This window comes from Prosthecobacter sp. GW821-HT29F12 (genome assembly GCF_058803405.1).
Window position 1 is genome coordinate 2,788,343 of the sequence record NZ_CM179517.1, and the last position, 24,545, is coordinate 2,812,887.

Below are 24,545 nucleotides of genomic sequence, written 5' to 3' on the forward strand. Positions count from 1 at the left end.
TTCTCCATAGAAAGGAGGTGATCCAGCCGCAGGTTCCCCTACGGCTACCTTGTTACGACTTCATCCCAGTCACCAGTCTTGCCTTAGGGCACTGCCCCCTTGCGGTTGGCGCATGCACTTCGGGCGAAACCAGCTTCCATGATGTGACGGGCGGTGTGTACAAGACCCGGGAACGTATTCACGGTACCGTAGCTGATGTACCATTACTAGCGATTCCAGCTTCATGGAGTCGAGTTGCAGACTCCAATCTGAACTGAGCCCAGTTTTATTGATTTCCTCCACCTCGCGGTCTCGGTTCACATTGTACTGGGCATTGTAGTACGTGTGCAGCCCTGGTCGTAAGGGCCATACGGACTTGACGTCATCCCCACCTTCCTCCTCGTTGATCGAGGCAGTCTGATTCGAGTGCTCGGCATACGCCGGTGGCAACAAATCACAGGGGTTGCGCTCGTTGCGGGACTTAACCCAACATCTCACGACACGAGCTGACGACAGCCATGCAGCACCTGTGCAAAGCGGGTATTGCTACCCTATCCGGCTTTCACCGGAGACACAATGCATGTCAAGACCAGGTAAGGTTCTTCGCGTTGCATCGAATTAAGCCACATACTCCACCGCTTGTGCGGGTCCCCGTCAATTTCTTTGAGTTTTAATCTTGCGACCGTACTTCCCAGGCGGCACGTTTAACGCGTTAGCTCCGGCGCGGACGCGGTCGATTGCGCCCACACCAAACGTGCACCGTTTACTGCCAGGACTACCGGGGTATCTAATCCCGTTTGCTCCCCTGGCCTTCGTGCCTCAGTGTCAGTAACTGCCCAGTGACCTGCCTTCGCCGTTGGTATTCCTCTCGATATCTACGCATTTCACTGCTACACCGAGAATTCTAGTCACCTCTTCAGTACTCTAGCATGGTAGTATCGGATGCTATTCCGAGGTTGAGCCCCGGGCTTTCACATCTGACTTACCACGCCACCTACGCACCCTTTACGCCCAGTGATTCCGAACAACGCTTGAGACCTCTGTATTACCGCGGCTGCTGGCACAGAGTTAGCCGTCTCTTCCTCTTGTGTTACCATCAATCTGCCCCGCTATTAACGAGACAGCCTTGTTCACACATGACAGGAGTTTACAATCCGAAGACCTTATCCTCCACGCGGCGTCGCTCCATCAGGGTTGCCCCCATTGTGAAAGATTCTCGACTGCTGCCACCCGTAGGTGTCTGGACCGTGTCTCAGTTCCAGTGTGGCTGGTCGTCCTCTAAGACCAGCTACCCGTCGTAGCCTTGGTGGGCTTTTACCCCGCCAACTAGCTGATAGGCCGCGGACCAATCGGGAAGTGGCAGGCCTTGCGGTCCCTGCCTTTAGTCTTTCGACCACATGCGGTATTAATCCAAGTTTCCCTGGGCTATCCCCCGCTTCCCGGAATGTATCCACGTGTTACGCACCCGTTCGCCACTAGACACCACTTGTATTGCTACTCATGGTGTCCCGTTCGACTTGCATGTCTTATCCACGCCGCCAGCGTTCGTTCTGAGCCAGAATCAAACTCTCCAAAAATTTCGAGCCGTCTCTTTTCAAGACGATCTCTATTGACTGCATCTGTTTAAACCACAGATGCCTGCGCATTTTCATGCACAGCGCACAATTTAGCTTTCTGTTTTCTAACAGTCTTCACTCGGCTTTCGCCTCGCTAAAACTGCTTCTGTGTTTTCTAAAAGATCGTTTCTGATTCCAAGTTTCATGAGCCGCTTTTCGCTTCCCAATCTTCTTTTTCTCAGCCCGCGTTTTTCGCTGCGGGTTAGGAGAGTAACGCAGGTCGGAGATGGTGCAACATCATTGTGCATCAAAATGCATTTTTTTTTCGCCGATTGGGTGTTTGCCTTCGAGAAACGCGGCTCAAACGACCTCATTTGGCGTGAGGAACCGTGATATCACACCAATGACGTATGAATGACGCGAAGGCATCTCCTGAAGCCATGCAATCGATGGTAATGAAGAGCACGCAGCAGGCATTCATCACGGCTTTGCCACGGCCGCACGCAGTGTGTTGAGGGCAGAGGCTGCCGTGAGCCAGTCGGCATAGCGTGAGAAGAGGAGTGTGAACTCTCCCTGCAACGAATCGACGGAGTGTTTGATGACCTTGTCGAGAGCCTGCGCCTCGTGGCCGCTGACGGGGCGGCCAGGCACCGTGGGCCCGGCCTTGATGGCTTCGAGATTCTCTTTGAGGACGTCGCGCAGCTGTTCGTTTTTGCGCTGTTCATCGCCATACACCTCGCCCAGCTCGGGATTGGCGGCTTTGGAGGCCATGTCTGCGAGCGTGAGGTTTTCTTGATCGAGTTGATTGATGCTGGCCTGGATGTCCTTGATGAGCTTGCTGCGCATGGTGGTGGTATGACTGGAGAGGCGGAGGTTCTGCCGGTAGTCCTCGCTGTCTTCATAACTCACGCCGCCAAAGCTGTTGATGCCTGTGGCTTTGTAACGCTCAAACTCCTCGTGCTTGGGGAAGGTTTTGAAGAGATCCACGATCTGCTTCACGCGCTTCTCGATGCGCTCTTCGAAGTCATTGCTGATCATCTGCTTCTGCGTCTGGGTGAGATTGAAGGTGGGGCGCACCATCTGCTCTTCCAGCCAGGCGCGCTTCTGCTGGTAGTAGGTGACGGCCTGCTGCAGGCTGGCGATGGTCTGCTCCTTCATGCGTGTAACCTTGGTGCGCGAGTCCTTGGAGTCGCTGACAACGCGCAGGGTGGTGAGGAGATCGTCAAAGCGGGCTTCAATGCGCAGGTCCGCGTTGTGGATCTCGCTGCCCAGCAGGCTGGCGCGCTGAGCCTGACCTGCGAGGCGGGCTTTGAGGACGGCCTGGGCGGGAGTGAGCGCCGGAGCCTTTGCCGGCGGGGGAGAGGCCGGAGCCGCAGGTGCTTGGGCGAAAAGCATCTGGCCGGAGTACCAGGCCAACACCAACGCCACGTAACGATGAAGGAAGCAGAGTTTCATGGTGGAAGCAGCCGGTTGGGGCTGTGCGGATGAAACAGTGCGGCCCGCCTGAAGTTTTCACAGGGGCAAGAAAGCAGCGGAGATGCGCAAGCCATGCTTAGGCCGTGGGAGAACTGAAAGCGGTTGGATCGAAGATGAGCGCCACATGCATTTTCATTGCGATGAGGACGGCGGACCTTTTTCAGCGCCTGAGACGCCATAGCCCCTTAATCACGGACCCGACTCAGCCTAACTCTTACCCACAACATGAAGCAGCTTCCAGGTTTCGGTCATGTCGTGAAGATGGCGCAGACCTCGCCAGAGGACTTCCATGCCTGGCGGTGGATCGTTCTTGCGATCCAGGTAGCCTCCCAGCCGCGCGATCCAGCGCACCGCCTCGACGATGCTGGGTGGACTTGGAGTTTTCGTCTTGAGCTGACGCGTGGCCCAGGCGTTTAACACCGCGCACTCCTCGGCCTCCAGCCACTGGGTCGCGGGCTCCTGCGGCTTTTGACGCGCGGCATCGCGCAAGGCCATGAGCCTCCAGGCCACGATCAAGTCCAGGCTCAGCGCCTTGCGCAGTCTCTCCAGGCTGCCCAGACGCCGCGCCTCGCTCTGACAGCCGCTCTTGAGCGTGCGGTGGAACACCTCGATGCCCCAGCGCTTCGCATACCACTGCAGCTGCCGTTGAACCTGCGCCGCATCCCCGCAGGGAATGCTGGAGAGCAGCTTCCAGTGCAACGCTTCGCTGCCTTCTGGCGCGCCAGTCTCCACCGCGTCGATGGCCCAGAGATCCAGCGGTGTGCTCGCACCAAAGAACCGCGCCTTGTCCCGCGGCACCCCCAGCTTCACCGGCGCGCTGCGCAGCACCAGCGTGGCCGTGCGCTCCTTGCGCGTGCCCTGCGCTGGCACCACGATCTCAACACGCGCCAGCTCCGGCTGCGCTTCGAGGTGGTCCCACACCACCTCTCCCGTTTCGTGCAGGCGGCGCGCATGCAGGGCGCGCACGAGCACCGCACATTGCTCGTCGTGCTGCCGGTTGCTCACAAAGAGCTCGTAAAGATCGCTCTCCCGGTCAGCGACGAGCACCAGCCGAGGCTGCCTGCCGGAAGCCGCCTGACGCTGGGCCACGATGGCTTCATAAGCGCTGACCCACCGGTGGCTCTCGCGCTGATCGAGCGCTTTGCGGTTCTTTTGCGCCTGCCGTTGCCGCCGCGAGGGGCCGTCACGCTCGCGCGCCCAGGTGTGGGCATGGAGCACGCCGAGAGCTTCGCCCTGCTCGCTGAAAGCCAGCACGCTGTGCAGCAAGAAGCCCTGCGCGCAGCCATTGCCCTGGCCGATGGGGCCGACACCCTCCGTGCCAGCATGAGTCGTGTGATTGAAGCTCGTCGTGTCAGCCACGGCCAGCACGACCTCATGGCCGGCCATGCGCCCCCAGGTGGCCTCTCGATGACTCTGCCCAATGTCAGCAGCTTCGAGCCGTTCATTGGAGAGCAGACGGTAGGAAGCTTTGGCAGCCGCTTTGCTGCGGCTGCCTTCAGGGATGGAGGCCTGCGGCTGCGCCGCCCAATCTTCAAGCATGATGGCCAGCCGTCGCACAAGACGCGGATCAATGCCACTGAGATGCGCCAGCTCGCGTTGCGACCAGCCCGCCGCCACGGGACTGCCTATACTTTTGCTTTTCGATGACGTTGCTGCTGTCATCTCCCATAGTTTAACCGCACCCGTTTTTGTACAGCGCTCCTTCCTCAAACTTGTGGGTAAGAGTTAGGACTCAGCGGTTCCCTACCATCCCCTGAGGCAGCGCTGTGTTGATACGGCGCGCTGGGCGTGTCTCTTGAATCCTTCGTCCCAACGCGGGGTGGTGACACCTTGTGTCCTCTCTGAAATACGCCCGCGTTTTGCCATTGCGGCGCGTCTTTCCTTAATGACCTGCCTATCCCCTGCCCTGCTACGCTCCGCGGAGCTTGCTCACGTCATACAGCGTCAGCATGGCGGCGAGGACTTCGTCCTTCTTGCCCTGCTTGAGCTGATCAAAGGTGACGTGCTTGCCGGGGAGGAGCTTGAAGTGGCCGGAGCGGGTGCGGCGCAGGGCGCTGAGGTGGGCTCCGCAGCCGAGCTTCTGGCCGACGTCATGCGCATACGTGCGGACGTAGAAGCCCTTGCTGCACACGACGCGGAAGTCCACGAAGGGCGGCTCAAAGCGGGTGATCTCGTAATCGTACACGCGCACGAAGCGGGGCTCGCGCTCCACTTCCTGGCCTTTGCGGGCGAGCTTGTAGAGCGGGACGCCGCCGATCTTGATGGCGGAGACCATGGGGGGCATCTGGTAAAAATCGCCCTTCATGCTGTCAAAGGCGGCCTTCACCTGCTCAAGAGTAAGGTCTGCAGGCACGGGCTTTTCCTCCACCACTTCGCCTTCAGCGTCCTGGCTGTTGGTGGTCTGGCCGAGCTTGAGGGTGCCGACGTATTCCTTGTCCTCAGACATGAGGAGATCCGAAAGGCGGGTGCCGTTTCCAAGCACGAGAATGAGCATGCCGGTGGCCATGGGGTCGAGCGTGCCGCAGTGGCCGATCTTCTTCATGTTCAGGCAGCGCCGTGCGACGGCCACCACATCGTGCGAGGTCATGTCCTGGTCTTTGTCCACCAGGAGGACACCGCTAATCAATTCGTCTGACTTCATGTTCGAGTGCTTGCAAAAATTTGTCTGCTGCTGCGCCGATGGGGCCTTTCATGCGTGCGCCTGAGGCCATGCGATGACCGCCGCCGCCAAACTGGGCGCAGACGGCGGAGACATCGAGGCGGTTGTCCTTGGAACGCGAACTGACGCGCACCTTGCCACCGGGGATGTCTTCAAAAATGACGCAGGTGATGACGGAGTCGATCATCCGCAGGGTGTCGATGAGGCCCTCGGTATCGCCGGGCTCCATGGAGATGGCGTCCATGACTTCCTGCTTGAGCTGCCAGCTGACGATGCGGCCCTCGGCGCGAAACTCCATGTGGTTGAGCATGTCGCGCATGAGCTCCAGACGGCGCACGGGGTAGCTCTGATAGATGAGCTTCGCGAGGTGTGCGGTGTCCAGCCCGGCATCGATCATCTCGGCCACGATGCGATGCGTGCGCGCATTGGTGCTGGAATACTGGAAGGAGCCGGTGTCCGTGGAGATGGCGATGAAGAGATTCTGCCGCACGGCATCATCGATGGGCAGGCCGTGCTCGCTGAGCAGATTGTAAATGATCTGCCCGGTGGCGGGAGATGCGGCGTCGATGTAATTGAGCGCGCCGTAGCCGGGATTGGCGGGGTGGTGGTCGATGTCCACCAGCAGCGGTGCGGCATCCAGCAGGGCCTTGGTTTTCTCCCCCACGCGCTCATGCGTGGCGGTGTCCAGCGCGATGGCGAGGTCGATGTTCAGCGGCTCGGTGCCGGGCTGAATCACGGTGTCGGTGCCGGGAAGAAAGGCGAGATTGGAAGGCACGCCGTCTTCCAGCATGGCGATGACGTCCTTGCCCATGGCCCGCAGGCTGAGCGCGAGGCCGAGCACTGATCCCACCGCATCTCCATCCGGCCTCACATGCGCGACGATGGCGATGCGCTGCGCAGAGCGCATGGCGGCGACGATTTCGGCGGTGGTGGAGTTGGCTGGCATCCGGGGGGCATTCACAAAGCACCACGGCAGCCAAGCTGCAAGGTGAAGATGCAGCCCCTCCCAGATGTTTGCGGGAGCACCTACAGAGGCACCCGCCGCAAGGATGAGCGTGCGCTCATGCCTGCGACTGGAAGCGACCCGGGGGTGCGCGTGCTTCGATGGAGTCACTTTAAAAAAAGGATCGCACATCCGGCCTGTGTCCCGCTGCCGAAGTACCCACAGCGCCCCCTACATGAGTCCTCCCCCTGCCCGCCCCACCTCAAAGACAGGCACAGAGACGCAGCCGCCGGACGCCTTCGCGCCGGATGCGTTTCAAGACTCGTCTTCAGGCTTTTTCCACCATGTGTGGGGCTGGTTTGAGGCCACGGTGAAGCACCTGCAACTGCGGGCACTGCTGGCGATGATGGAGGCGCGGGAGGCGGGCTCACACTTTGCCGTGATCGCCGGCCTGCTGGTGGGCGCGCTCATCGTGGGCGTGTTTGCTTATGTGTTCCTGATTCTCACCGCAGTGTTTGCGCTGGCGGAATGGATGCATGGAGACCTGGTGTGGCTCAAGATCACCGCAGGAGCCACGGCGCTGCACCTGCTGCTGGCGGTGGTGCTTGTGCTGATGGCAAAGGCGCGCCTGAAGGCGGGTGTGTTTGAGAAAACCAAAGAAGAATTCAAGAAGGACATCCTATGGCCCAAGACTCCCACTCATCCCCGTCCACCGACGAGCTGATCGCCGAGATCACGCGGAATCGTGAAGTGCTGGCAGGGCATCGTGCGGCCCTGCACCGCACGACGCATGTGGGAAGCCGCCTGCAGCAGACCTACCAGGATCACACGGGACTGTTTCTCGGTTCTGCGGCGGTGTCCGGCCTGCTGCTCTCCTACCTTCCTTCCAGCCGAAAATCCAGATCACGCCGTGAGTCGCGTGCCAGCCTGAAAGCTGTGGCCGCCGCTGAGTCAGCGAAAAAGATAGAATCCCGCTCCCTGACGGCGGTGCTGCTGGGACTGCTGGGCAAGATGGCTCTCGACTTGGGCAAGCCCATGCTCCTCAAAATGGTGCGCGATCATTACATGCGGACCGGGCATGCCCCTCGCGCCGCATCGCCGTCTGAAACGAACGTGCCTGCGCCGTAGGCCTGGGCCCAGCATGCCTTAGTTCACGTGCTGGACAGAGGTGTGATCCATCGCATGGTTCCGCATGGATGAGCCGTGCCCCCAGACCATGACGAAGCCTCGTTTCATTCGAAATCTCCTCGGCATCGTGTTTCTTGTCGGTTTGGGGGGCATGGCCTTGCTCGTGGCAGGCTTTTACATGGCCACGAAGACGGACAGCTGGAAGCGGGACGGCAAACCCAGTGCAGAGCTCATGCAACGGCTCGCCGAGGCCAACTATCCATCCACCATTTTTCGTGTTGTCGAGGTTGGCCGCTCCACCCGGTTCAATGGCGACGGCAAGGAACTGACCATCTGTTGCTTTCCCCTCGCAGATGTTCTGAAAATGAAAGCATGTCTTGGCAGGGATAAGAAGTGGGCCGCAGGCTTGCCCGAAAACATCTGGTGGCGCTGGGAAATTGAGGACAACGCACCGCGTGATCTGGTCATCGACCGTGCAGCGCGTCCCGAAAACTACATTCACATCCCGAACTCACCGGGGAGTTTTCATTGCATCCTGATCGACTTGGTACGCGGCATCAGCTACGAGATCAACATCCGCACCTAAGCCCCCTGTGCCCCATGAAGCCCCTCATTGCCGATCAACTCATGACGAGCCTGAGCCGCTGGAACACCACCTGCACTCTCAGCGATCAGCCAGAGTACCGCACCTGGCTCACATCACGCTTTCCGCACTGGCCATTCGCCGAAGATTTCAGCCGCTTTACGGCGGAGACCTTGGATGACACCGGCATGAACATGCTTTGGAAGGACGACCTCGCATGCATCGGCTGGCAGACGCCTGCAGGAGTCATGGACACCCCGGACGAGTTTGTGCGTGAGGGGCTTCTCTTTATTGGCTCCAGTCCTGGCGGGGACATGCTGGTGATCGACACCCACGAAGCCTCCGGCCTGCAGATGGGCTTCGTTTCGCACGAGGTGCTCTGGGGTGAAGAGACCGCGCCGCGAGCCGCCTTCACGCCGTGGACTGATTCGCTGCTGGTCTTTCTCGACAAGCTGTGGGCCGATCCCGGCAAAGTTCATATTTAGTTCAACTTGGATCGCGCAACTACACCTTCTCTTTCCGCACCTCCGCAGGCTCGCCGCCCACAGTCATGGGGTGCTTTCCTGAGCTCTCCTCGGTGATCAGTTCGGCATGCGGCGCAGGTTTGACGTGCCGGCCGGAGGCCCGGGCATAGACCTGCGTGAACTCCGCGCCAAAGAGCAGGATGCAGGAGGCGTAGTACACCCAGAGCAGCAGCAGGACCACGGAGGCGGCGGCGCCGTAGGTGGAGGCAGTGCTCTCGCGCCCGAGGTAGAAGCCGAGGCCGTATTTGCCCGCCTCAAACAGCACGGCAGTGGCCACGGCGCCCACCCACACCTCCCGCCAGCGCACCTGCATGTCTGGCAGCATTTTGAAAAGGGTGGCAAACAAAAGTGCCAGCAGCGACATGGAGACGAGAGCGGCCAGAATGGTCCACACCTCCACAGGCAGGCCGAGGTAGTAGTTCAGATACTTGTTCAGCGCGGCGATGGCGGCGCTCAGCAGCAGCGACACCAGCAGCAGGAAGCCCAGCACGAGCACCATGCCAAAGGACAGCAGGTAGGAGCGCAGGAACCCCGCCACGCCCACCTTTTTCGTCACCTTCACATCCCAGATGATGTTGAGCGCTTCCTTGAGCTGGTTGAAGACGCCGGAGGCCCCCACCAGCAGCACGGTGAAGCCCATCACCGCACCCATCCAGCTCTGCGCGGGCTTGGAGGCTCCCTGCACCATGCTCTGCACGCCGAGCGCCGCCTGCTTGCCAATGTAGCCGCTGAGCTGCTCATCGAGGTGGCCGCGCACGGCCTCGGGGCCCAGCACCAGGCCTGCGATGCTGACGCTGATGATCAGGAGCGGTGCGATGGAAAAGACCGAGTAGAAGGCGAGGGCTGCACTGAGCATCAGAGCCCCGTCTTCCACCCACTCCGTGGCCGTCTGGCTGATGAGCGAGACCCAACGATTTTGCAGGATCGCTTTGAACTTCATGTCTGTGACATCGCGCCCGCAGGTGCCTGTGGCTGTAAAGGGTCGTCGCATGGGCGGCGATGCTGCTGTGCATCGGCCATTCCACCCGAGGTAGGATAACACCCCATGCCATCGGCTCCGCAGATGCACTACTGGTGAATAGCGCCCACATCCACAAGGCCGCCACTGGCGGGTGCTACGAACGAAGCATGACTGCATGAATGAACCCATCACCCCGGCCAACCGCATCGCTGCCAAAGAAAACTTTCGCAACACGGTGCGGCAGTTTCGTTCCATCACCCGGGCGTTTTTCAAATCCGAGCGACGAGCGAAGGCGCGGGGCTGGCTGATCCTGCTGATCGCGCTCTCGGTGGCCTACGTTGGCGTCATCGTTCTCATCAGCTACGCGGGCCGGGATCTCATGACGGCCATCGAGAGCAAGAATTCCCACGCTTACTGGGAAGCGATGGGCCGGTATGCGGCCACGTTTGTCGCCGCCGTCCTCATCAATGTCTTCTTCCGCTGGACGCAGGAGACGCTGGCGCTGCTGTGGCGGGAATGGATGACGCAGCACCTGATCAAGCGCTACTTCAACAACCGCGCCTACTACCGCCTGCGCGGCTCCGAGAGCATCGACAACCCGGACCAGCGCATCAGCGAAGACGTGCGGAACTTCACCTCCGACTCCCTCACCTACGCACTGATGCTGGTGAACTCCGTGATGACGCTCATCGGTTTCTTTGGCGTGCTGTGGAGCATCTCCGGCATGCTGGTGAGTGTGGCGCTGGTGTATGCCGCGTTTGGCACCTTCATGTGCTTCGTCATCGGCCGCAGGCTGGTGTCCCTGCAATACGACAAGTACCAGAAGGAGGCCGACTTCCGCTACGGGCTGGTGCGCATCCGCGACAATGCGGAGTCCATCGCGTTTTACCGTGGTGAGAAGCGCGAGCACCGGGACCTGGTGCACCGGCTTTCCGCCGTGGTGGGAAACATGCGCACCATCATCTTCTGGAACCGCAACCTGGGCTTCTTCCGCAACAGCTACAACTACCTCGCGCTCATCCTGCCCATCCTCATCGTGGCGCCCATGTTCATGAACGGCTCAGCGCCCTTTGGCGTGGTGACGCAGACGATCGAATCCTTTGCGCAGGTGCTCGGCGCGGTGTCCATCGTGGCAAACAATTTCGAAGACCTCAGCACCTACCTCGCGGGAGTGCAGCGCATCGGCATCCTGTGGGATGATCTGGATGACTTCGATGCGGAAGAGGAGCGCAGCGCACGCGAGAGCCTGCAGCAGCTCGATGAAGCCGGAAGCACGGTGAAGCTGGGCAAGCTCACCGTTCTCACGCCGGACAAAACCAAGGTGCTGGCCCATGAGCTGACCTTTGAGCTGGGCCCAAATCAAAGCCTCATGATCATGGGCGCGAGCGGCAGCGGCAAGAGCTCCGTGCTGCGCACCATCGCCGGACTGTGGCCCGGCGGTGCGGGCGCGCTGGAGCGCCCTGCCCTGCAGCACCTGATGTTTCTCCCGCAGCGCCCCTACATGGTGCCCGGCAGCCTGCGCGATCAACTGCGCTACCCAGACCACAGCAACAGTGTGGAGGACGACACCGTGCGCCGCATCGTCGAGCAGGTGAACCTCTCCGACGTGCTCGCCCGCGTGGACGGAGATCTGGAACGCGTGATCGACTGGACGAACATCCTCTCCCTGGGCGAGCAGCAGCGCGTGGCCTTCGCCCGCCTCTTCCTGCGCCAGCCGAAATTCGCCTTCCTGGATGAAGCCACCAGCGCCCTGGACGAAAACAATCAAAGCCGCCTCTACAACCTCCTCCGTGAATCCGGCATCGGCTTCATCAGCGTGGGCCACCGCGAGACACTGCTGCCGTTTCATGAGCACGTGCTGCGGCTGGAGCGCGCGGGCGAGTGGGTGCTGAGCAGGCGGGAGTAGGTGCAGAAGGCATTGCGGAACTTTTCCTAGGTGTGGGCAATCCTGTTGCGATTTGAGTCTTGCAGAGCAGGAGCTGGCATCTGAGAATCGGGGAATGACATCACGTTTAGTCGTCGCCTTCGTTGCGCTGTTGTTTCTGCCGAAGGTCGGCCACGGGCAATCGTCCCTACGCAACTCTTTGAGTGTGCGTCCTCTGCCGGGACTGGGCTTTGACACCTACGTGCAGAGCATCTCGCGTGATGGCTCCAGGGACTCGGTCATTGCGGAGCTTTCGGCTCTGCCGAGTGGTGGCAAGACGCGGCCCGGCGAGGCTGTTTTGCTGGCGATGCTGCTGGAGGAAGCAGGGCGTGATGCCGAGGCGCTCACGGTTCTGCGCCAGAATGCACAAAGGCATCCGGCGGACCGCATGTCGCTCTCTGCCTTGGCGCGCGCTTTCAGCAAAGGCAGGTATTATGATGATGAAGAGGCCGTGTTGAGGCAGCTTTATGAACTGCCCTCCCCGCCACATGCGCGGCTGGAATGCCTGCGTCAGCTCGCCATGGTGCTGCAGGAGAATGGCCGGCTGCGCGGGCTGCGGGATGCCATGGTGAAGAAGATGAAGGAGGAGCCCAATGATGCCTACGGGTGGCTGGAGCTGGGCGTGGTGCAGGCCCGCGCCGGGGAGGAAGAGGAGAGCCGCCGCTGCGTGTACAAGGCGGCCAAGCTGCGCCCGAAGGACGCGCTGCTGCGGCTGGAGATCGCCCGGCGTGAGGCTGGGTTCGGCCTCCTGACGGAGGCGCTGCGCACGCTGGATGAGGTGGACAAGCTGGAGAAATCTGCAAGCACGAAGCTGCTGCGCTGCCTGATACGGCTGGACTGTGACGAGGAAACCAAGGCGCTGGCAGTGCTGGAGGGCTTCACGCCGCCGCCGGATGCGGACCCGGAGCTGGTGCTGGCCACGGCGGATGCGCTGGCGCGCAGCCAGCACTGGAGGGCCGCGGCGCACCTGCTGGACCAGGCGCTGGTGGCTCATGCCACGAACTACCAGATGCAGCACCTGCGTGCCGTGGCTCTGGAGGAAATGGGAGAGCATGAGGCGGCGGTCACGGCCTTCATGGCGATGATCACGCAGGCAGCGGAGATGCCGGTGGATGAGTCGCCCTGGTTTGGCGGGAGGTTCCGCGGGGATCTCCACGGCCGGTTTTTCCACCCCGTTTACAATGACGATTCGCCGAAGGGGCTTGCGCTTCCGCCAGGAACGCTGGGGATCATGCACAGCCGGAAAGTGCGGATGAGTGCCTACATTTACCGGCGGAACAGCATCGGTTACAGCGCGTGCTACGCGTTTACGCAGGTGGAGGACGCCCCGCCGGCAGCCTTCATCGCGCTGCCAGAAACGCTGCTCGATGCCAAGCACCTCGCCCTCGCTCATCTGCAAAATCTCCTTCCCCGCGTGGCTGCCGCGCGCCGTGCAGAGGCGGAAAAGGCGCTGGTGGCAGGCGGGCTGGAGCCGCCTGAGGTGCTGCTGGATCCAGCGGGCATGGAGCCGCCGGGCGTGCTGTCCCGCCACCCACGTGATCTGGCGCTGCATGCGGCGCGGCTGCTTGATGCAGTGTATGGCGACAGGCTGCCTCTGGAGGTGCTGGACGCTGAGGTGGAGCTTTTTCGTGAGTCCTTTCCGCATCTGTCCTTCATCGCCGCGTGCCGGGCGTATCATGCGGCAGTGGCGCTGGAGGCAGGGGTGCCTGCGCCTGCTGCGCAGCCGGATTCGGCAGCGGCACGGCGGGCACTGGCGCTGAAGCTGGCGGATCAGATCCCCTCCTGCCCTAAGACCATCAACACGCTGCTGGGTCTGCTGCCACCTCGCGATGGTCCAGGGGCAAAGAATTCGGTGGTGGCGGCCTCGGCAGAGGAGCTGCGCATCCTTGCACGGGCGGTGGATCTGGCCCTGCAAGCGCCTGCGAGCAGCCCGGACGAACGAGCCAAAGTGGCGATCTCCATCATTGGTGCCGCCGTTCGGATGAATGACCTGGAGGATGCCATCCGTCTGATGCGTGCGCTCGCCAAAACATCTGCGCCCGCCGTGGCAGCACCTTCAGGCCTGCCCCCGGTCGTGTCGGCAGATGCATCCTTGCCGGAGCCAGTGACTGAGCTGGGCATCACCCATCCGGTGCTGGCCGCAGTGGCGGCGGAGGGGGCGTGGTGGGAAAAGGCACGCAGGTCGCGCGAGCCCGCCCAGGCCATAGTCCACGCCAGGCTGGCCCAGGTTTACGAAACGGAGGTCCGGCTGACGCTGGAGCTCTGCCTCGCTGATTTTTCAGAAATCGATGAGGAGATGCAGCGGCGCTTCGCCCAGCCCCAGCCGACTTTGGCTGACCATATGCTGGCAACCTGGCTGGCACGCGTACGGAACGACACGGTGGGTGCGCTCAAGCATCTGGCCGCTGCCAGCGCACTGGTGCGGGATGCCGGCCAGCTCCGCAGCATCGACAAATACGTGCTGCAATCGATCGACCACTCCACGGGAAAACTCAGCGACCCGCTGCGGACTTTTGTGATCGCTTCCATTCAAAGGCTGGAGGGCGCCGAACTGCACCCGGCCTCCACCGAAAGGGCCCACAGAGCCCTGAGCACCATCGGAACTCCTGCGGATTTGGAGAAGATAGCGGAAAGCGAACGCCAGGCCCAGCTGGCCCGGTTTGCCAAAGCGGATTTGTCGCCCTACTCCCGCAATGCCGCCTACAACCAGCAGCAAGCACGCTTCAACGAGGCAACGCAGCGCATGATCGACGTGCTCAAGGCGCGCAATCTGCCTGCCATCGCCGAGGTGGGCAGGAGCTGGTCCTGGAGCCGTGCGGATGGCGGCACCTACTCCCGGGAGGAGATGGAGACTCTGCTGGGTGGCCCGGAAGCACTCAAGCTGCTGCTGCAGGCCATCAAGCCCGATGCTGACAGCGGCGAAGCCGAACTGCTGCGCTACGCAGACACCCTCATCAACTTTGGCGATGAAGCGGCAGCCCGGGAAATGTACACCGAGATGGCGAGGCGTGACGTCAATGCCATCCGGCCACGAGTGTATGCCGCCGCTTGTCTTGTAGAGAACGACCCCGCCACGGCGCTGGTCTACTTGCGCTCGATACGCCTGCAGTCGGTGGTGGCCTCCGATTATGATGGCTCACCGCTTGCCATGCTGGTGAATGGGCATGAACCCGCCGCGCACCGGGCTGCAGTGGCGCGGCTGATCACCCGCTGGATCAACTCCACGGAGAATGCCGCCGATCTGGCTCCGCTGCTGAATCAATCCATCTGCAGCAGCCTGATTCAGATGACGCGGTATGGCGCAGCCGATGAGCCCAGGCGTTTCCCACCGCTCAATCAAGCCAGCGATCATCCAGACCACTTCACGGTGGAAGGCGCGAATGCCGAGGCCATGAGGGAGGCACGCCAGGCGCACGACGATCTCTGCCGCGCCCTCTTGCGACTGCCAGAGGAGCAGCCCTCCGCCCTGGCGGCGCTGGCCTCACTGGTCATCCATGACGGCGGAGATCTCAGCGAATGCGCGCAGCACGCGGCGGCCCTGCTGCGTGATCCGCAGGCCTGGGCGCCGCTGCGATCATGGCTGAATCCTGTGGGTGGTGGTGAACTCTTTGCAGGGCCAGGCTCCATCGCGGTGCCCAGCCCCATGACGATCCTGGTGCGAAGCGCCGCGCAGAAAAAGGACTTCAAGAGTTTTGAAACGGAGTTCCTGCCGCTCATCAATCAAGCGCTGGGCTCCCCTGCGGCCACCGGCGCCCGGCTTTACGCACGCCTCTTCACCGTGCCTGAGCCGGACTACCCTGCTGCGGCAGTCGCCTGGCTGGCGACGCGCCCGAGACAGGAGTATCCCCCGGTGAAAAGCTTTAACGAGGTGCTGAATGTGTGGCAGTGGCGCGCGCTGCGGGTGGACCTGAGCGAGACTCTGCTCAAAAGCGATCTGGCACGCGCCGAACTGAAGCGCGGCGCCGTGCCCGAGACGCTGACACGCTACCTCACCCTGCTGGTCAAAGCGAAGCGTCAGGACGAGGCCATCACCTGTGTCAAAATGCTGCGTGATCTGATGATCAGCAGCGATCCCGTAGTGCGGCAGCGCTTGATCAAGGCATGGCATGCCAAACTAGCGCGCTACCGCAGCTCTGATCCTGAGGAAACGACATCATACGTGCCAAATTTTTCAGACTGGCTGAAGGGCGCCCTGCGTGATCCCACGCTCTTCTGCCTGCTGCCGCTGGCTTTGGAGGAAGGACTGCTCTGCGGGCCGTACGAGTTCGCTCCGGTGGCCCGTGAGCTGGTGACATCGGAGATGCTGAGATCACCTGAAGCGATCATCACTCTGGCTGAAAACCTCGGCTTTCTGGCCGACGCGCCAGGCTGGCGCAACTACATCCTCTCGCCCTACGGCGAGCCCAACACCTGGATCAGCAGCCTGACTGAACAACTGCGAGAATTCAGGAAAAACAATGGGATGAGCAGTGCCAAGCCAGTGCCGCCGCTGCGCCCGCTGCTGGCAGCGCGCCAGCCGCAAACGCTGGGCAGCGAGATCTTCGCGGCCCTCCTGGCCCTGAGCCGGACCAACGTCCTTCAGCATGGTCTGGACCTGGACAAGCGCGATGAGCTGCTGCGTGAAGTGCTGACGCGGCGGCAGGCGGAGCTGGCGGCCATACCACCGGCGCAGCGCCGGGCGTTCTCGCTGATGCTGCGCAAGGAGCTGCCGGACTATCCGGATGTGTCAAAGCTGGACGCTGGTCTTGCCAGGGCGCTGCAGCCGTTTCTGGCGGCTGAGGCGGATGACCTTGTGCCTGAGCTGGACCGCCTTCTGGCCGCCAAGGAATGGGCCGATGTGGGCATGAAGGTGGATGCTTTCTACTGGCAGTACCCGCCGCTGCTGGCCCAGGCCGCACGGCGGCATCCTGCCAAAGTGGAGCAGGTGGTCCTCCATATGTGTGAACTCATGCGCCAGACGCCGGAGGATGAGCAGCAACGGTTTTTAGGCCAGATCTCGACCACGCCCGTCGCTCGCTTCATTCAGTCTTTGGGCCAGGTGCCGCAGCTCCTCGCCACGTGCATGCGTCTGGCTGAAAGTGAGAACCTGCAGCTCGATGCGGCGTGGACGGAGGGCTTTGCCAGCAAGATGACCGATTACCCCATCAAACCCAGCCGCGAATACATCGCGGCGATCTTCACGCGCAGCCCCTTGCTGGCCGATGCGGAGCACTTCAATGACTTCGTGGTGGGCACAGGCCGCAACTCCAAAAACACGACGCTCCTGCTCAGGATCATCAACCTCGTGAAACGGGAAGATCAAGATGCGAAATGGCTGCAGCAGCGGCTCCTGGCCGAGCCTGAGCAGACCTTTGGCATCCAGCTCACGCTGACCCTGCTGAAAAGCACCGAGTGCATCCGCATGTACCCGGGGGAAGAGTACAGCCCCAACACCGGTCCCGCGCCGCTCGTCGCTTTCGCTGCGGCCCATGCCAGAGATTTCCTGCGGCTCTCACCCTCCGCCGTCGCCGCGCTGCGGACGATCTATGTGAACTACCTCACCCCTCCTCCTCTCATTCCCTTCCGCGCAAGTGAGCGGTCTGCGCCTTTTCGAGGCCCCGGGCCGTCGCTTAGATAAGCGTCCGCCAGTCACCGACTCCGCATGCCACTCACGCCCGCACCATGGCATCCGTGTACTCCAGATCTCGCAGCCATTTGAGGCCGCGGGCATCGAGGAGGTGGCCGTCGAGATCGAGCCAGTGGTCGTCGATGTATTGGGCGCGGCGGGGCGGGTCATCGCCGATGAAGGCCCACACGAAGCTGGAATCCTCGGGCGGCTGGGAGAGGCCGTCGTGGCGGTTGGACCAGCGATCCGGCGGGCGAGGCGGCTGATCGGGATTTTCGGCGATGGGCATCCAGTGCGAGATGGTGCCCACGCGGTGGTCGCTCAAATCCGTCCAGTAGCCGCTGCTGCCGAACTCCTCATTGTGCAGCAGCACCTTTTGAATCTCCCGGCCATCCCAGCCCCAGACGGCCTCCCAGGCGGGTGGCAGCGAGTAACCGGAGAGAAGACTCCGCCAGGCAGGATGGAAGCTCTCGTTCATGCTGGAGGAAACGCAGCAGCGCCGCCAACTGGATGCCGGGATGGGACGCCTGATGAAAGAATCAACGCCATTCCTCATCCGAGAAGGTAGAGACCAAACTCACGGCGCGGCATCCACCTGCACGTGCATGCCTTTCATCACCAGGTTTCCGTATTCGCTGAGCTGCGCGGTGTCTGCGGCATCGCGGCCGTAGGCGAGGATGATGCGGTTGCCACGGGGCTGGTCCTGCGTGGCGTCAAAGGTGTACCAGCGGCCGCCGACGAAGGCTTCAAACCACGCGTGCAGGTCCATGGGATCGAGCTGATACAGATACCCCGACACCATGCGGGCGGGAATGCGCACCGCACGGCAGAGCGCGATGCCGAGGTGCGCGTAGTCACGGCACACGCCCATGCGGCTGTTGGCGGTGTCCATGGCCGTGGTGCTGGGGCCGCTGGAGCCGTACTGGTAGGAGATGTTGTTGTGGATCCATTGTCGGATCGCCTCGGCCTGGGCATACCCGGGAGTGACGTTTTCGATGATCTGCGTGGCGAGATCCAGCAGCAGATCGCTCTGGCAATAGCGGCTGGGCAGCAGGTAGTGCAGCACGCTGTCCGGCAGATCCTGCACCGGCGTGAAGGGCGCGGAGGGGTCCACATCGATGACATCGGGCACGCTGGCGGTGACTTCCGCCTTGATCACGGAAGTGCCTGCGGGCAATACCACGCGCTGGCATGCATTGCCATACACGTCCACGGTTTTGACGTGGGGCGTCATGGGATCAATCGTCACCGAGCTGTGTTGAATGACCTGCGCAGGGCCGGACACGGGCTCGATCATCATCACGGTGGCGGCGGGAACGGTTGTTTCCACGGTCATTTCGCATCTGGCTTGGAGTATCATGAGTGTAGGGGGAGAATGTTTTACGGAATGGATCGCGGTGAAAAGGATGGCTGGTTGCATGCCAAATGCCGTGCAACGTTTTCGTTTCCTGGCATCCGCTTTCCGAACGCTGTGCGCTGAATCTGCATTTTTCGGAAAATCTTTTTGACTTTCGAAATCCGGACCCAAGTCTTTCTTCATTCCTGAGGACGGCCGGTGTGAAGAACGCGGCCCCCGGCAGAGATGGCGGCGAGACGGCAGTGAAGAACTCTGGCATTCGCACCCGGCACAAATCCCGGCGGCCCTGAACGGCCTCCGGCCCACCACTCACGCCCGACCTCACGCGGACTCCGCGCCAAACGGCATCTCCATGCCCCGGCACGGCCGCATGATACCACAAGGCACCAGTTAAAATCATATCTTACTACCATTGAACTCATTACAACAAAACGACAGCCTTATGAAATCCAGCATTCAAACAGCATCCGCAGACCTCAGCGCCGACCAGACAGCCCCCATGCCACCGCCGCCGGTGGAACTGCTCACACAGGTGGAGATGGCGCAGCGGCTCGGCATCACCCGCCGCACCCTGCACACCTGGGTGCTCAGCGGGGCGGTGCCCATGATCAAGATCCGCGGCTTCTGCCGCTTTGAACCCGCCAAGGTCTGGGCCGCGCTGCTGCAGCACGAGGTGAATGCCTCTGGCAGCGCAAAATCCTCCTCCTCCTCCTCTGCCTCATGCTCCTCCTCCCGGGAAGGTGACTTGAACGCAGCAGCCACGCCCAGCGCCTAGCCTGCTCATTAAAACCACATTCTACCACACAATGAAATCCAACACCGAGCGTGCCAGCGCCTATCTGGCGAGGATGCCCGTCTCCATCTCCGGGCAGAGGGGGGATGCCGCCGCCTTCCGCGCCGCCGTGGCGCTGGTGCGCGGCTTTGACCTCTCCGAGGAGGAGGCCCTGCCCCTGCTCAGCCACTGGAACAAGGACTGCCGCCCGCCCTGGCAGGAAAAGGATCTGCGCCACAAGCTGCACTGCGCCGCCACCACCAGCGCGGGGAAGCCTGCGGGGTATCTGCGGGATGCGGAGATGGCACCGGGCGGGAAGGCGGGAAACAAGACCCCGGGCAAGAACAGGTCCGGCAAGGCCGGTTCCTCCTCACAGAGCCGTGCAGAGCACACCGCTCCCCAAACACCCGCCACCCCCGCCGAAGACCCCGCCCGGCTGCGCGAAAAGTGGCCGGAGTTTCACCCGCTCACGCAGGAAGACATCCTCACCGTGGCGGATCTGCGCAGCATCTTGCCAGATGCGGTGGATCTCGCGCACCGGCACGGGTTTCTCCGTGTGGCGGGGGTGCAGGGGCACCGCTGCCTCATCATCACAGAGGGCACCTTTGCGCAGGCGCGGCGGCTGGACGGGCAGCCGCTGGAAAGAGGAGACGGCACCTGCATCAAAGCGCGCAATCTCTCCGTCTCCCAGGGCGCCTTCATCGGGCAGGGCTGGCTGGGAGAAACCACGCACGTGCTGCTGGTGGAGGGCACGGTGGGCCTCATCGAGGGCCTCGCCGCCATGCTGCTCGTGGATACGCCGCACGCGTGGAGCATCCTCGCCGCCACCAGCGCCAGCTCCCGCTTTGCGCGGGATTCTGCGCTGCTGGAGCGGCTGCGCGGCAGGGAGGTGCACATCATTCCGGACGCTGACGAGGCCGGCATGGACGCCGCCTCCTCCTGGCTGGCAGACCTGCAGGCCGCTGGCGTGTACGCCATCGCCCGCCTCCTGCCCAAGCCCTGCAAAGACCTCGGCGACGTCCTCCAAATGCGGGAGGCCGAGCGCCAGTCCATCCTCGACGGCCTCTTCACCACCCGAAAATGAATCCACATCTCCACTCATCTGAATCCTCTGAACCCGACAACTTTTCTACCATGAACTCTGACTCCAATTCCAATTCAAACTCCGATTCGAACTCCAGCTCCAATCCCAGCGCCACGCCCCCTGTCCTCACGGATGGCACCGCCGAGCTCCAGGCCCGCCCCGCCTTCCGGCCTTCCGCCGACTGGACGAGCTACCTGCGCCCCGTGAACGCTCCCGTGCCCGACTGGTACAAACCCCAGCCCAAGCCGCCCGCCGAGGAGAAAACAACGGCAACATCCAACACTTCGGCGGGAGGATGCGCGCAAGCACCACCTGCGGCCACGAGCGCGGAGACTTCCACATCTTCCACAGTTTCAACGGGGGTGAGTGTCTCTCCCGCCACACCCAAGGCGCAGACTTCCACATCCTCCACAGTTTCAACGGGGGTGAGTATCTCTCCCGCCACACCCAAGGCGCAGACTTCCACTTCTTCCACAGTTTCAACGGGGGAGAGTGAGACAATACGTGAGCATCCCATCCCGGAGGATTCCATCCTCATGGATTACCGCGACTTCACGCGCAATGTCTCAGAACTGCCGGACGGCCTCATCGTGGCCCCCATCCTGGCTCTGTGTGGCAGGCTTCTCACTCCCAATGTCACACTAAGCTTTGGTGGTCGCAAACCGCTGACGATTTTCAACTTCGTGGCCAGCCGCGCAGGCATGCGCAAGAGCACCACCTTTTTGCCAGCGGTCCAGCTCGCACGCCACATCCTCACACCGGACGATCTCATCGGAGGAAACGCCAGCGACTCAGCGCTGTTTGACACCTTTGAGCAGCAGCCCCACCGCCTGCAGTTTGAGGACGAAGGAAACGCCATCCTGCGCAGCTGGGAGACGCAGTCCTACGGGCGAGAGGTCTCCGCACGCTACCTGGGCCTCTACGATGGTTCACCCTGGCATCAGAATTTCCTGCGTGAAGGCAAGAACAACGCCGATGGCGAGTCCCAGCGCCACATTGAGCAGGCCACGCTGAGCCTGTGCATTGGCAGCACCTTTGGCGTGGCCCGGCTGGATCAGATCGCCGCCGGCTGCGGTCTGCGCCGCCGCTTTGGCTTCTACGTGGCCACCCGGCAGGCACGGCAGATCTGGTGGCCGGAAACCCTGGAAGGAGACGACCTGCAAAACATGGCCGACCTCTTCCGCAATCTGACCAGCCTCAAAGGCACCGTGGGCAGGGACAGCTTCACCAAGGCCGCCAAACACTACTGGGTGGACCTGCAGCAGCGCAACCGCGCCCGCTGCGAATCAATACCAGACTATACCACAGGAAGTGAGAACCTCCTCTCCAGCCTCAATGAAAGCCCCGCCCGCTGCCTGAAGCTCGCCGTCATCTTCCAGGCCTGCCGCTGGGCCAGAGGCAGCATCAAAGATCCCTTCACCATCACCCCGGACATCCTGGAGATTGCGGAGGCGCATCAAAACGCCTGTCTCGATGCCCTGATGGAGCTCGAAGGCATGAGCCGCCGCCTTCAGGTGGACGACACCGCCGAATGGCTGCTGGCCCAGATCATGGGAGATCACAGTGTCAAACCCGGCCAGCGCCAGGCCGTGTACACCCGGAGCCAGCTCACCCACCGCTTTGCCGCCAATCCCGGGCGTCTCGGCGCACTCACCGCCTCCAAGCTCTACAGCGAGATCATCCCCCACCTCGTCTCACGCCAGCAGTGTGTGGTGAGCAAAACTGGCAAACTGCAAACCTACACCTTCACCTGGGAGTGAGCGAACACACACTCCCCCGTTGAAACTGTGGAAGATGTGGAAGTCACTCCCCGGCAGACGCGGGGAGTGGCACACACCCCCCGTTGAAAATGTGGAAGATGTGGCAGTCTGGGCGCGGCGCGAGGGCGGGAATGCCTGGCCGTAGCGCAAGCCTCCGGCTTGCTCCGGGATCGGCCAGCATGGAGCCGCATCCTCAGTTGAAATCCACGCCGCAGGCTGATACACTCCACGCATGCCCACCGACGCCCTCGACATCACCAGCGTCCTCCAAAGCGCCCTCGCCATGCCAGCGCACTGGCGCGAAGAAATGGACGCCCGCGTGCAGCGCCGTGAGAGCGGCAAAACCCGCTCCTGCACGCACGAGGAAGTCATGGCAGAGCTCGATGCGGTCATTGAGTGATGTGTCTCGTTTACACGGAGGATAGTTGTCGCCTTAAAAAAGGCTGTTGATAAAGTGTTCTTTTGAACAAACCTCTGTGCTGTGACGGAACAACGAACAGCCTCATTTAAAACGGCATGATTTCAGCGCTCAATTCCCCTCTTCCAGGTCTGTTTGATCCCGCTGTGTTACTGGCGGGTGCAATCGAGCGCCTGTCACTGAGCGCAGGCTCGGAAAGAGGTGCCGTGTTTACGCGACCTGAGGTTGTGGAATTCATGCTGGACCTTGTCGGTTACACGCCAGAAAAAGACCTTTGCGGAATGCGGGTGCTTGAACCTTCTTTTGGTCACGGGGACTTCCTTGAAGGGGTAATCTCGCGGCTGCTGAAATCATGGAGCCGGAGTGGGAGGCGTAACACTGACCAGCTCGAAGCTGCACTGGTGGGAATCGAAGTGCACCGTGATACCTTCCACTCCACCAAGCAGAGGCTCAAAGAATTCTTGGTTGGGCAGGACGTTGAGGCAGAAACCGCAGACCGGCTTTTGAAGGCATGGCTGCATCAGGACGACTTCCTCTTGAAGCGAATGCAGGGCCATTTTGACGTGGTTGTCGGGAATCCTCCCTATGTGCGGCAGGAGATGATTCCCAATGAACTGCTATTTGAGTATCGTCAGCAGTTCTCGACGATGTATGACCGTGCCGATCTCTATGTCCCCTTCATCGAGAAAGCGCTTACCCTGCTTAATCAAGGTGGTTCAGTGGCTTTCATCTGTTCCGACCGCTGGATGAAAAACAAATATGGCGGGCCTCTCAGAGAGATGGTCAGCCGTGACTTCCATCTACGGTATTATGTGGACATGGTGGGCACTCCGGCATTCACCACCGAGGTGACGGCGTATCCTGCAATCACGGTCATCACAAGAGAGAAAGGAGTCATTACACGCGTCGCGCACAGGCCGGAGATCAATGCTGAAGGACTGAAGCTGCTGGTAAGCAAGCTGAAGGGCACAGGCAAAGAACTCAATGGCGCGGTGAAGGAACTGCCTGCGGTTGTGGGCGGATCAGAGCCATGGGTTCTTGAAGAGGACTCGCTGGAGGGACTTGGCCTGGTGCGTCGTCTGGAAGCTGCCTTCCCCACGCTCGAAGAAGCTGGGTGCAAAGTGGGCATCGGTGTAGCGACGGGCGCAGACCGTGTCTTTATCGGAAAGATGGATGAACTGGATGTAGAACCGTCCCGCAAGCTGCCTTTGGTGATGACACGAGACATCGATGCTGGTCATGTGACTTGGCATGGTCTCGGAGTGGTCAATCCTTTTGGTGATGATGGCAAGGCCGTGGATCTTGAGAAATTTCCGCTGTTGAAGAGCTATTTTGAAAAGCACAGCGCAGATTTGAAGAAGCGCCATGTGGCGCAGAAAGGTGGTGGTTGCTGGTATCGGACCATCGACAAGATCACCCCGAGTCTGGCGCGTCAGCCGAAACTCCTGATCCCCGACATCAAGGGCCGGGCACATGTGGTTTTTGAAGAAGGCCTGCTCTACCCTCATCACAATCTGTATTTCATCACGTCAGACGAATGGAATCTTAAAGCGTTGCAGGCAGTACTGATGTCTGGTCTGGCAAGGCTCTTTGTGGCGACCTATTCAACGAAGATGAGAGGTGGTTGCTTCCGCTTTCAGGCACAATACCTTCGCCGTATCCGCATCCCAAAATGGTCCAGCATTTCTACATCTGTGCAGGACTCACTGATTGCGGCAGCGGAATCCGGCGATGAAACAGCCTGCAATAAAATCGTTGCGAAAATGTTTGGTCTCAGTTCCAAAGAGCGTGAACTGATTGCAACAAACTAAGGACT

General features: G+C 61.3%; 19 protein-coding genes and 1 rRNA gene. 12 read left to right on the forward strand and 8 right to left on the reverse strand.

Features of this window, described 5'->3' with window-relative positions:
• Positions 1 to 10 precede the first annotated feature (10 nt).
• Positions 11 to 1,556 (reverse strand): 16S ribosomal RNA (locus AC3RLQ_RS11485).
• Between the two features lie 183 nt (positions 1,557 to 1,739).
• Here AC3RLQ_RS11485 and AC3RLQ_RS11490 point away from each other — a divergent pair.
• Positions 1,740 to 1,928, forward strand: a complete 189-nt coding sequence (locus AC3RLQ_RS11490; RefSeq protein ID WP_493037161.1) for a hypothetical protein — start codon at positions 1,740 to 1,742, stop codon at positions 1,926 to 1,928.
• A gap of 87 nt (positions 1,929 to 2,015) precedes the next feature.
• Here AC3RLQ_RS11490 and AC3RLQ_RS11495 read toward each other — a convergent pair whose 3' ends face one another.
• From AC3RLQ_RS11495 to AC3RLQ_RS11510, 4 genes are all read right to left on the reverse strand, one after another.
• Positions 2,016 to 2,990 (reverse strand): hypothetical protein, encoded by a 975-nt coding sequence (locus tag AC3RLQ_RS11495; protein ID WP_493037163.1) that lies wholly within the window; start codon positions 2,988 to 2,990, stop codon positions 2,016 to 2,018.
• Positions 2,991 to 3,218: 228 nt separating this feature from the next.
• Positions 3,219 to 4,673: an IS4 family transposase gene (locus AC3RLQ_RS11500; RefSeq protein ID WP_493037165.1), complete on the reverse strand. Its 1,455-nt coding sequence runs from the start codon at positions 4,671 to 4,673 to the stop codon at positions 3,219 to 3,221.
• Between the two features lie 247 nt (positions 4,674 to 4,920).
• Entirely contained in the window at positions 4,921 to 5,652 is a 732-nt protein-coding gene (gene truB / locus AC3RLQ_RS11505; RefSeq protein ID WP_493037167.1) for a tRNA pseudouridine(55) synthase TruB, read from the reverse strand.
• Positions 5,630 to 6,616, reverse strand: coding sequence for a DHH family phosphoesterase (locus AC3RLQ_RS11510; protein WP_493037169.1), 987 nt, complete (start codon positions 6,614 to 6,616; stop codon positions 5,630 to 5,632). The genes truB and AC3RLQ_RS11510 overlap by 23 nt, the downstream gene beginning before the upstream one ends.
• 232 nt (positions 6,617 to 6,848) lie before the next feature.
• Here AC3RLQ_RS11510 and AC3RLQ_RS11515 point away from each other — a divergent pair, with 232 nt between their 5' ends.
• The 4 genes from AC3RLQ_RS11515 (at position 6,849) to AC3RLQ_RS11530 (ending at position 8,809) form a co-directional block, all read left to right on the forward strand.
• A complete protein-coding gene (locus tag AC3RLQ_RS11515; protein WP_493037171.1) occupies positions 6,849 to 7,337 on the forward strand; it encodes a phage holin family protein in 489 nt (162 codons plus the stop codon).
• A complete protein-coding gene (locus AC3RLQ_RS11520; RefSeq protein ID WP_493037173.1) occupies positions 7,295 to 7,741 on the forward strand; it encodes a hypothetical protein in 447 nt (148 codons plus the stop codon). Before AC3RLQ_RS11515 ends, AC3RLQ_RS11520 begins: the two co-directional genes overlap by 43 nt.
• 88 nt (positions 7,742 to 7,829) lie before the next feature.
• Positions 7,830 to 8,327: a hypothetical protein gene (locus AC3RLQ_RS11525; protein WP_493037175.1), complete on the forward strand. Its 498-nt coding sequence runs from the start codon at positions 7,830 to 7,832 to the stop codon at positions 8,325 to 8,327.
• A gap of 14 nt (positions 8,328 to 8,341) precedes the next feature.
• A complete protein-coding gene (locus AC3RLQ_RS11530) occupies positions 8,342 to 8,809 on the forward strand; it encodes a hypothetical protein (protein ID WP_493037177.1) in 468 nt (155 codons plus the stop codon).
• Positions 8,810 to 8,828: 19 nt separating this feature from the next.
• Here the strand turns inward: AC3RLQ_RS11530 and AC3RLQ_RS11535 are convergent, their stop codons facing one another.
• Positions 8,829 to 9,839 carry a YihY/virulence factor BrkB family protein gene (locus AC3RLQ_RS11535; RefSeq protein ID WP_493037179.1) on the reverse strand — a complete coding sequence of 337 codons (1,011 nt, stop codon included), beginning with the start codon at positions 9,837 to 9,839 and terminating at the stop codon, positions 8,829 to 8,831.
• Positions 9,840 to 9,984: 145 nt separating this feature from the next.
• On the opposite strand from AC3RLQ_RS11535, the gene AC3RLQ_RS11540 reads away from it, so the two are divergent.
• Together AC3RLQ_RS11540 and AC3RLQ_RS11545 are read left to right on the forward strand one after the other, a co-directional pair.
• The gene (locus AC3RLQ_RS11540; RefSeq protein WP_493037181.1) at positions 9,985 to 11,715 is read left to right on the forward strand and encodes an ABC transporter ATP-binding protein/permease; all 1,731 of its coding nucleotides are present in this window, start codon (positions 9,985 to 9,987) and stop codon (positions 11,713 to 11,715) included.
• A 94-nt stretch (positions 11,716 to 11,809) separates the two neighbouring features.
• Positions 11,810 to 17,350, forward strand: coding sequence for a hypothetical protein (locus AC3RLQ_RS11545; protein WP_493037183.1), 5,541 nt, complete (start codon positions 11,810 to 11,812; stop codon positions 17,348 to 17,350).
• A gap of 31 nt (positions 17,351 to 17,381) precedes the next feature.
• On the opposite strand, the gene AC3RLQ_RS11550 is transcribed toward AC3RLQ_RS11545, so the two are convergent.
• On the reverse strand, positions 17,382 to 17,816 hold the full coding sequence (locus tag AC3RLQ_RS11550; protein ID WP_493037185.1) for a hypothetical protein: 435 nt from the start codon (positions 17,814 to 17,816) through the stop codon (positions 17,382 to 17,384).
• A gap of 99 nt (positions 17,817 to 17,915) precedes the next feature.
• Positions 17,916 to 18,674, reverse strand: a complete 759-nt coding sequence (locus AC3RLQ_RS11555; protein ID WP_493037187.1) for a transglutaminase domain-containing protein — start codon at positions 18,672 to 18,674, stop codon at positions 17,916 to 17,918.
• A gap of 463 nt (positions 18,675 to 19,137) precedes the next feature.
• Here AC3RLQ_RS11555 and AC3RLQ_RS11560 point away from each other — a divergent pair, with 463 nt between their 5' ends.
• The 5 genes from AC3RLQ_RS11560 (at position 19,138) to AC3RLQ_RS11580 (ending at position 24,540) form a co-directional block, all read left to right on the forward strand.
• Positions 19,138 to 19,470 carry a helix-turn-helix domain-containing protein gene (locus tag AC3RLQ_RS11560; protein ID WP_493037189.1) on the forward strand — a complete coding sequence of 111 codons (333 nt, stop codon included), beginning with the start codon at positions 19,138 to 19,140 and terminating at the stop codon, positions 19,468 to 19,470.
• A 31-nt stretch (positions 19,471 to 19,501) separates the two neighbouring features.
• Entirely contained in the window at positions 19,502 to 20,551 is a 1,050-nt protein-coding gene (locus AC3RLQ_RS11565) for a hypothetical protein (protein ID WP_493037191.1), read from the forward strand.
• A gap of 50 nt (positions 20,552 to 20,601) precedes the next feature.
• Positions 20,602 to 22,311 carry a DUF3987 domain-containing protein gene (locus AC3RLQ_RS11570; protein WP_493037193.1) on the forward strand — a complete coding sequence of 570 codons (1,710 nt, stop codon included), beginning with the start codon at positions 20,602 to 20,604 and terminating at the stop codon, positions 22,309 to 22,311.
• Positions 22,312 to 22,543: 232 nt separating this feature from the next.
• A complete protein-coding gene (locus tag AC3RLQ_RS11575) occupies positions 22,544 to 22,711 on the forward strand; it encodes a hypothetical protein (protein WP_493037195.1) in 168 nt (55 codons plus the stop codon).
• A gap of 116 nt (positions 22,712 to 22,827) precedes the next feature.
• Positions 22,828 to 24,540 carry an Eco57I restriction-modification methylase domain-containing protein gene (locus tag AC3RLQ_RS11580; RefSeq protein ID WP_487689468.1) on the forward strand — a complete coding sequence of 571 codons (1,713 nt, stop codon included), beginning with the start codon at positions 22,828 to 22,830 and terminating at the stop codon, positions 24,538 to 24,540.
• The last annotated feature ends 5 nt before the right edge of the window (positions 24,541 to 24,545 follow it).

Excerpts from the sequence above, each read along its gene's own strand:
- AC3RLQ_RS11540 (WP_493037181.1), top strand. The coding sequence starts at position 9,985 with ATGAATGAACCCATCACCCCGGCCAACCGCATCGCTGCCAAAGAAAAC.
- AC3RLQ_RS11560 (WP_493037189.1), top strand. The coding sequence starts at position 19,138 with ATGAAATCCAGCATTCAAACAGCATCCGCAGACCTCAGCGCCGACCAG.
- AC3RLQ_RS11575 (WP_493037195.1), top strand. The coding sequence starts at position 22,544 with ATGCCCACCGACGCCCTCGACATCACCAGCGTCCTCCAAAGCGCCCTC.
- AC3RLQ_RS11535 (WP_493037179.1), bottom strand. The coding sequence starts at position 9,839 with ATGCGACGACCCTTTACAGCCACAGGCACCTGCGGGCGCGATGTCACA.
- AC3RLQ_RS11565 (WP_493037191.1), top strand. The coding sequence starts at position 19,502 with ATGAAATCCAACACCGAGCGTGCCAGCGCCTATCTGGCGAGGATGCCC.
- AC3RLQ_RS11570 (WP_493037193.1), top strand. The coding sequence starts at position 20,602 with ATGAACTCTGACTCCAATTCCAATTCAAACTCCGATTCGAACTCCAGC.
- AC3RLQ_RS11555 (WP_493037187.1), bottom strand. The coding sequence starts at position 18,674 with ATGACCGTGGAAACAACCGTTCCCGCCGCCACCGTGATGATGATCGAG.
- truB (WP_493037167.1), bottom strand. The coding sequence starts at position 5,652 with ATGAAGTCAGACGAATTGATTAGCGGTGTCCTCCTGGTGGACAAAGAC.
- AC3RLQ_RS11530 (WP_493037177.1), top strand. The coding sequence starts at position 8,342 with ATGAAGCCCCTCATTGCCGATCAACTCATGACGAGCCTGAGCCGCTGG.
- AC3RLQ_RS11510 (WP_493037169.1), bottom strand. The coding sequence starts at position 6,616 with ATGCCAGCCAACTCCACCACCGCCGAAATCGTCGCCGCCATGCGCTCT.
- AC3RLQ_RS11515 (WP_493037171.1), top strand. The coding sequence starts at position 6,849 with ATGAGTCCTCCCCCTGCCCGCCCCACCTCAAAGACAGGCACAGAGACG.
- AC3RLQ_RS11580 (WP_487689468.1), top strand. The coding sequence starts at position 22,828 with ATGATTTCAGCGCTCAATTCCCCTCTTCCAGGTCTGTTTGATCCCGCT.
- AC3RLQ_RS11525 (WP_493037175.1), top strand. The coding sequence starts at position 7,830 with ATGACGAAGCCTCGTTTCATTCGAAATCTCCTCGGCATCGTGTTTCTT.
- AC3RLQ_RS11545 (WP_493037183.1), top strand. The coding sequence starts at position 11,810 with ATGACATCACGTTTAGTCGTCGCCTTCGTTGCGCTGTTGTTTCTGCCG.
- AC3RLQ_RS11520 (WP_493037173.1), top strand. The coding sequence starts at position 7,295 with ATGGCCCAAGACTCCCACTCATCCCCGTCCACCGACGAGCTGATCGCC.
- AC3RLQ_RS11490 (WP_493037161.1), top strand. The coding sequence starts at position 1,740 with ATGAGCCGCTTTTCGCTTCCCAATCTTCTTTTTCTCAGCCCGCGTTTT.
- AC3RLQ_RS11550 (WP_493037185.1), bottom strand. The coding sequence starts at position 17,816 with ATGAACGAGAGCTTCCATCCTGCCTGGCGGAGTCTTCTCTCCGGTTAC.
- AC3RLQ_RS11500 (WP_493037165.1), bottom strand. The coding sequence starts at position 4,673 with ATGACAGCAGCAACGTCATCGAAAAGCAAAAGTATAGGCAGTCCCGTG.
- AC3RLQ_RS11495 (WP_493037163.1), bottom strand. The coding sequence starts at position 2,990 with ATGAAACTCTGCTTCCTTCATCGTTACGTGGCGTTGGTGTTGGCCTGG.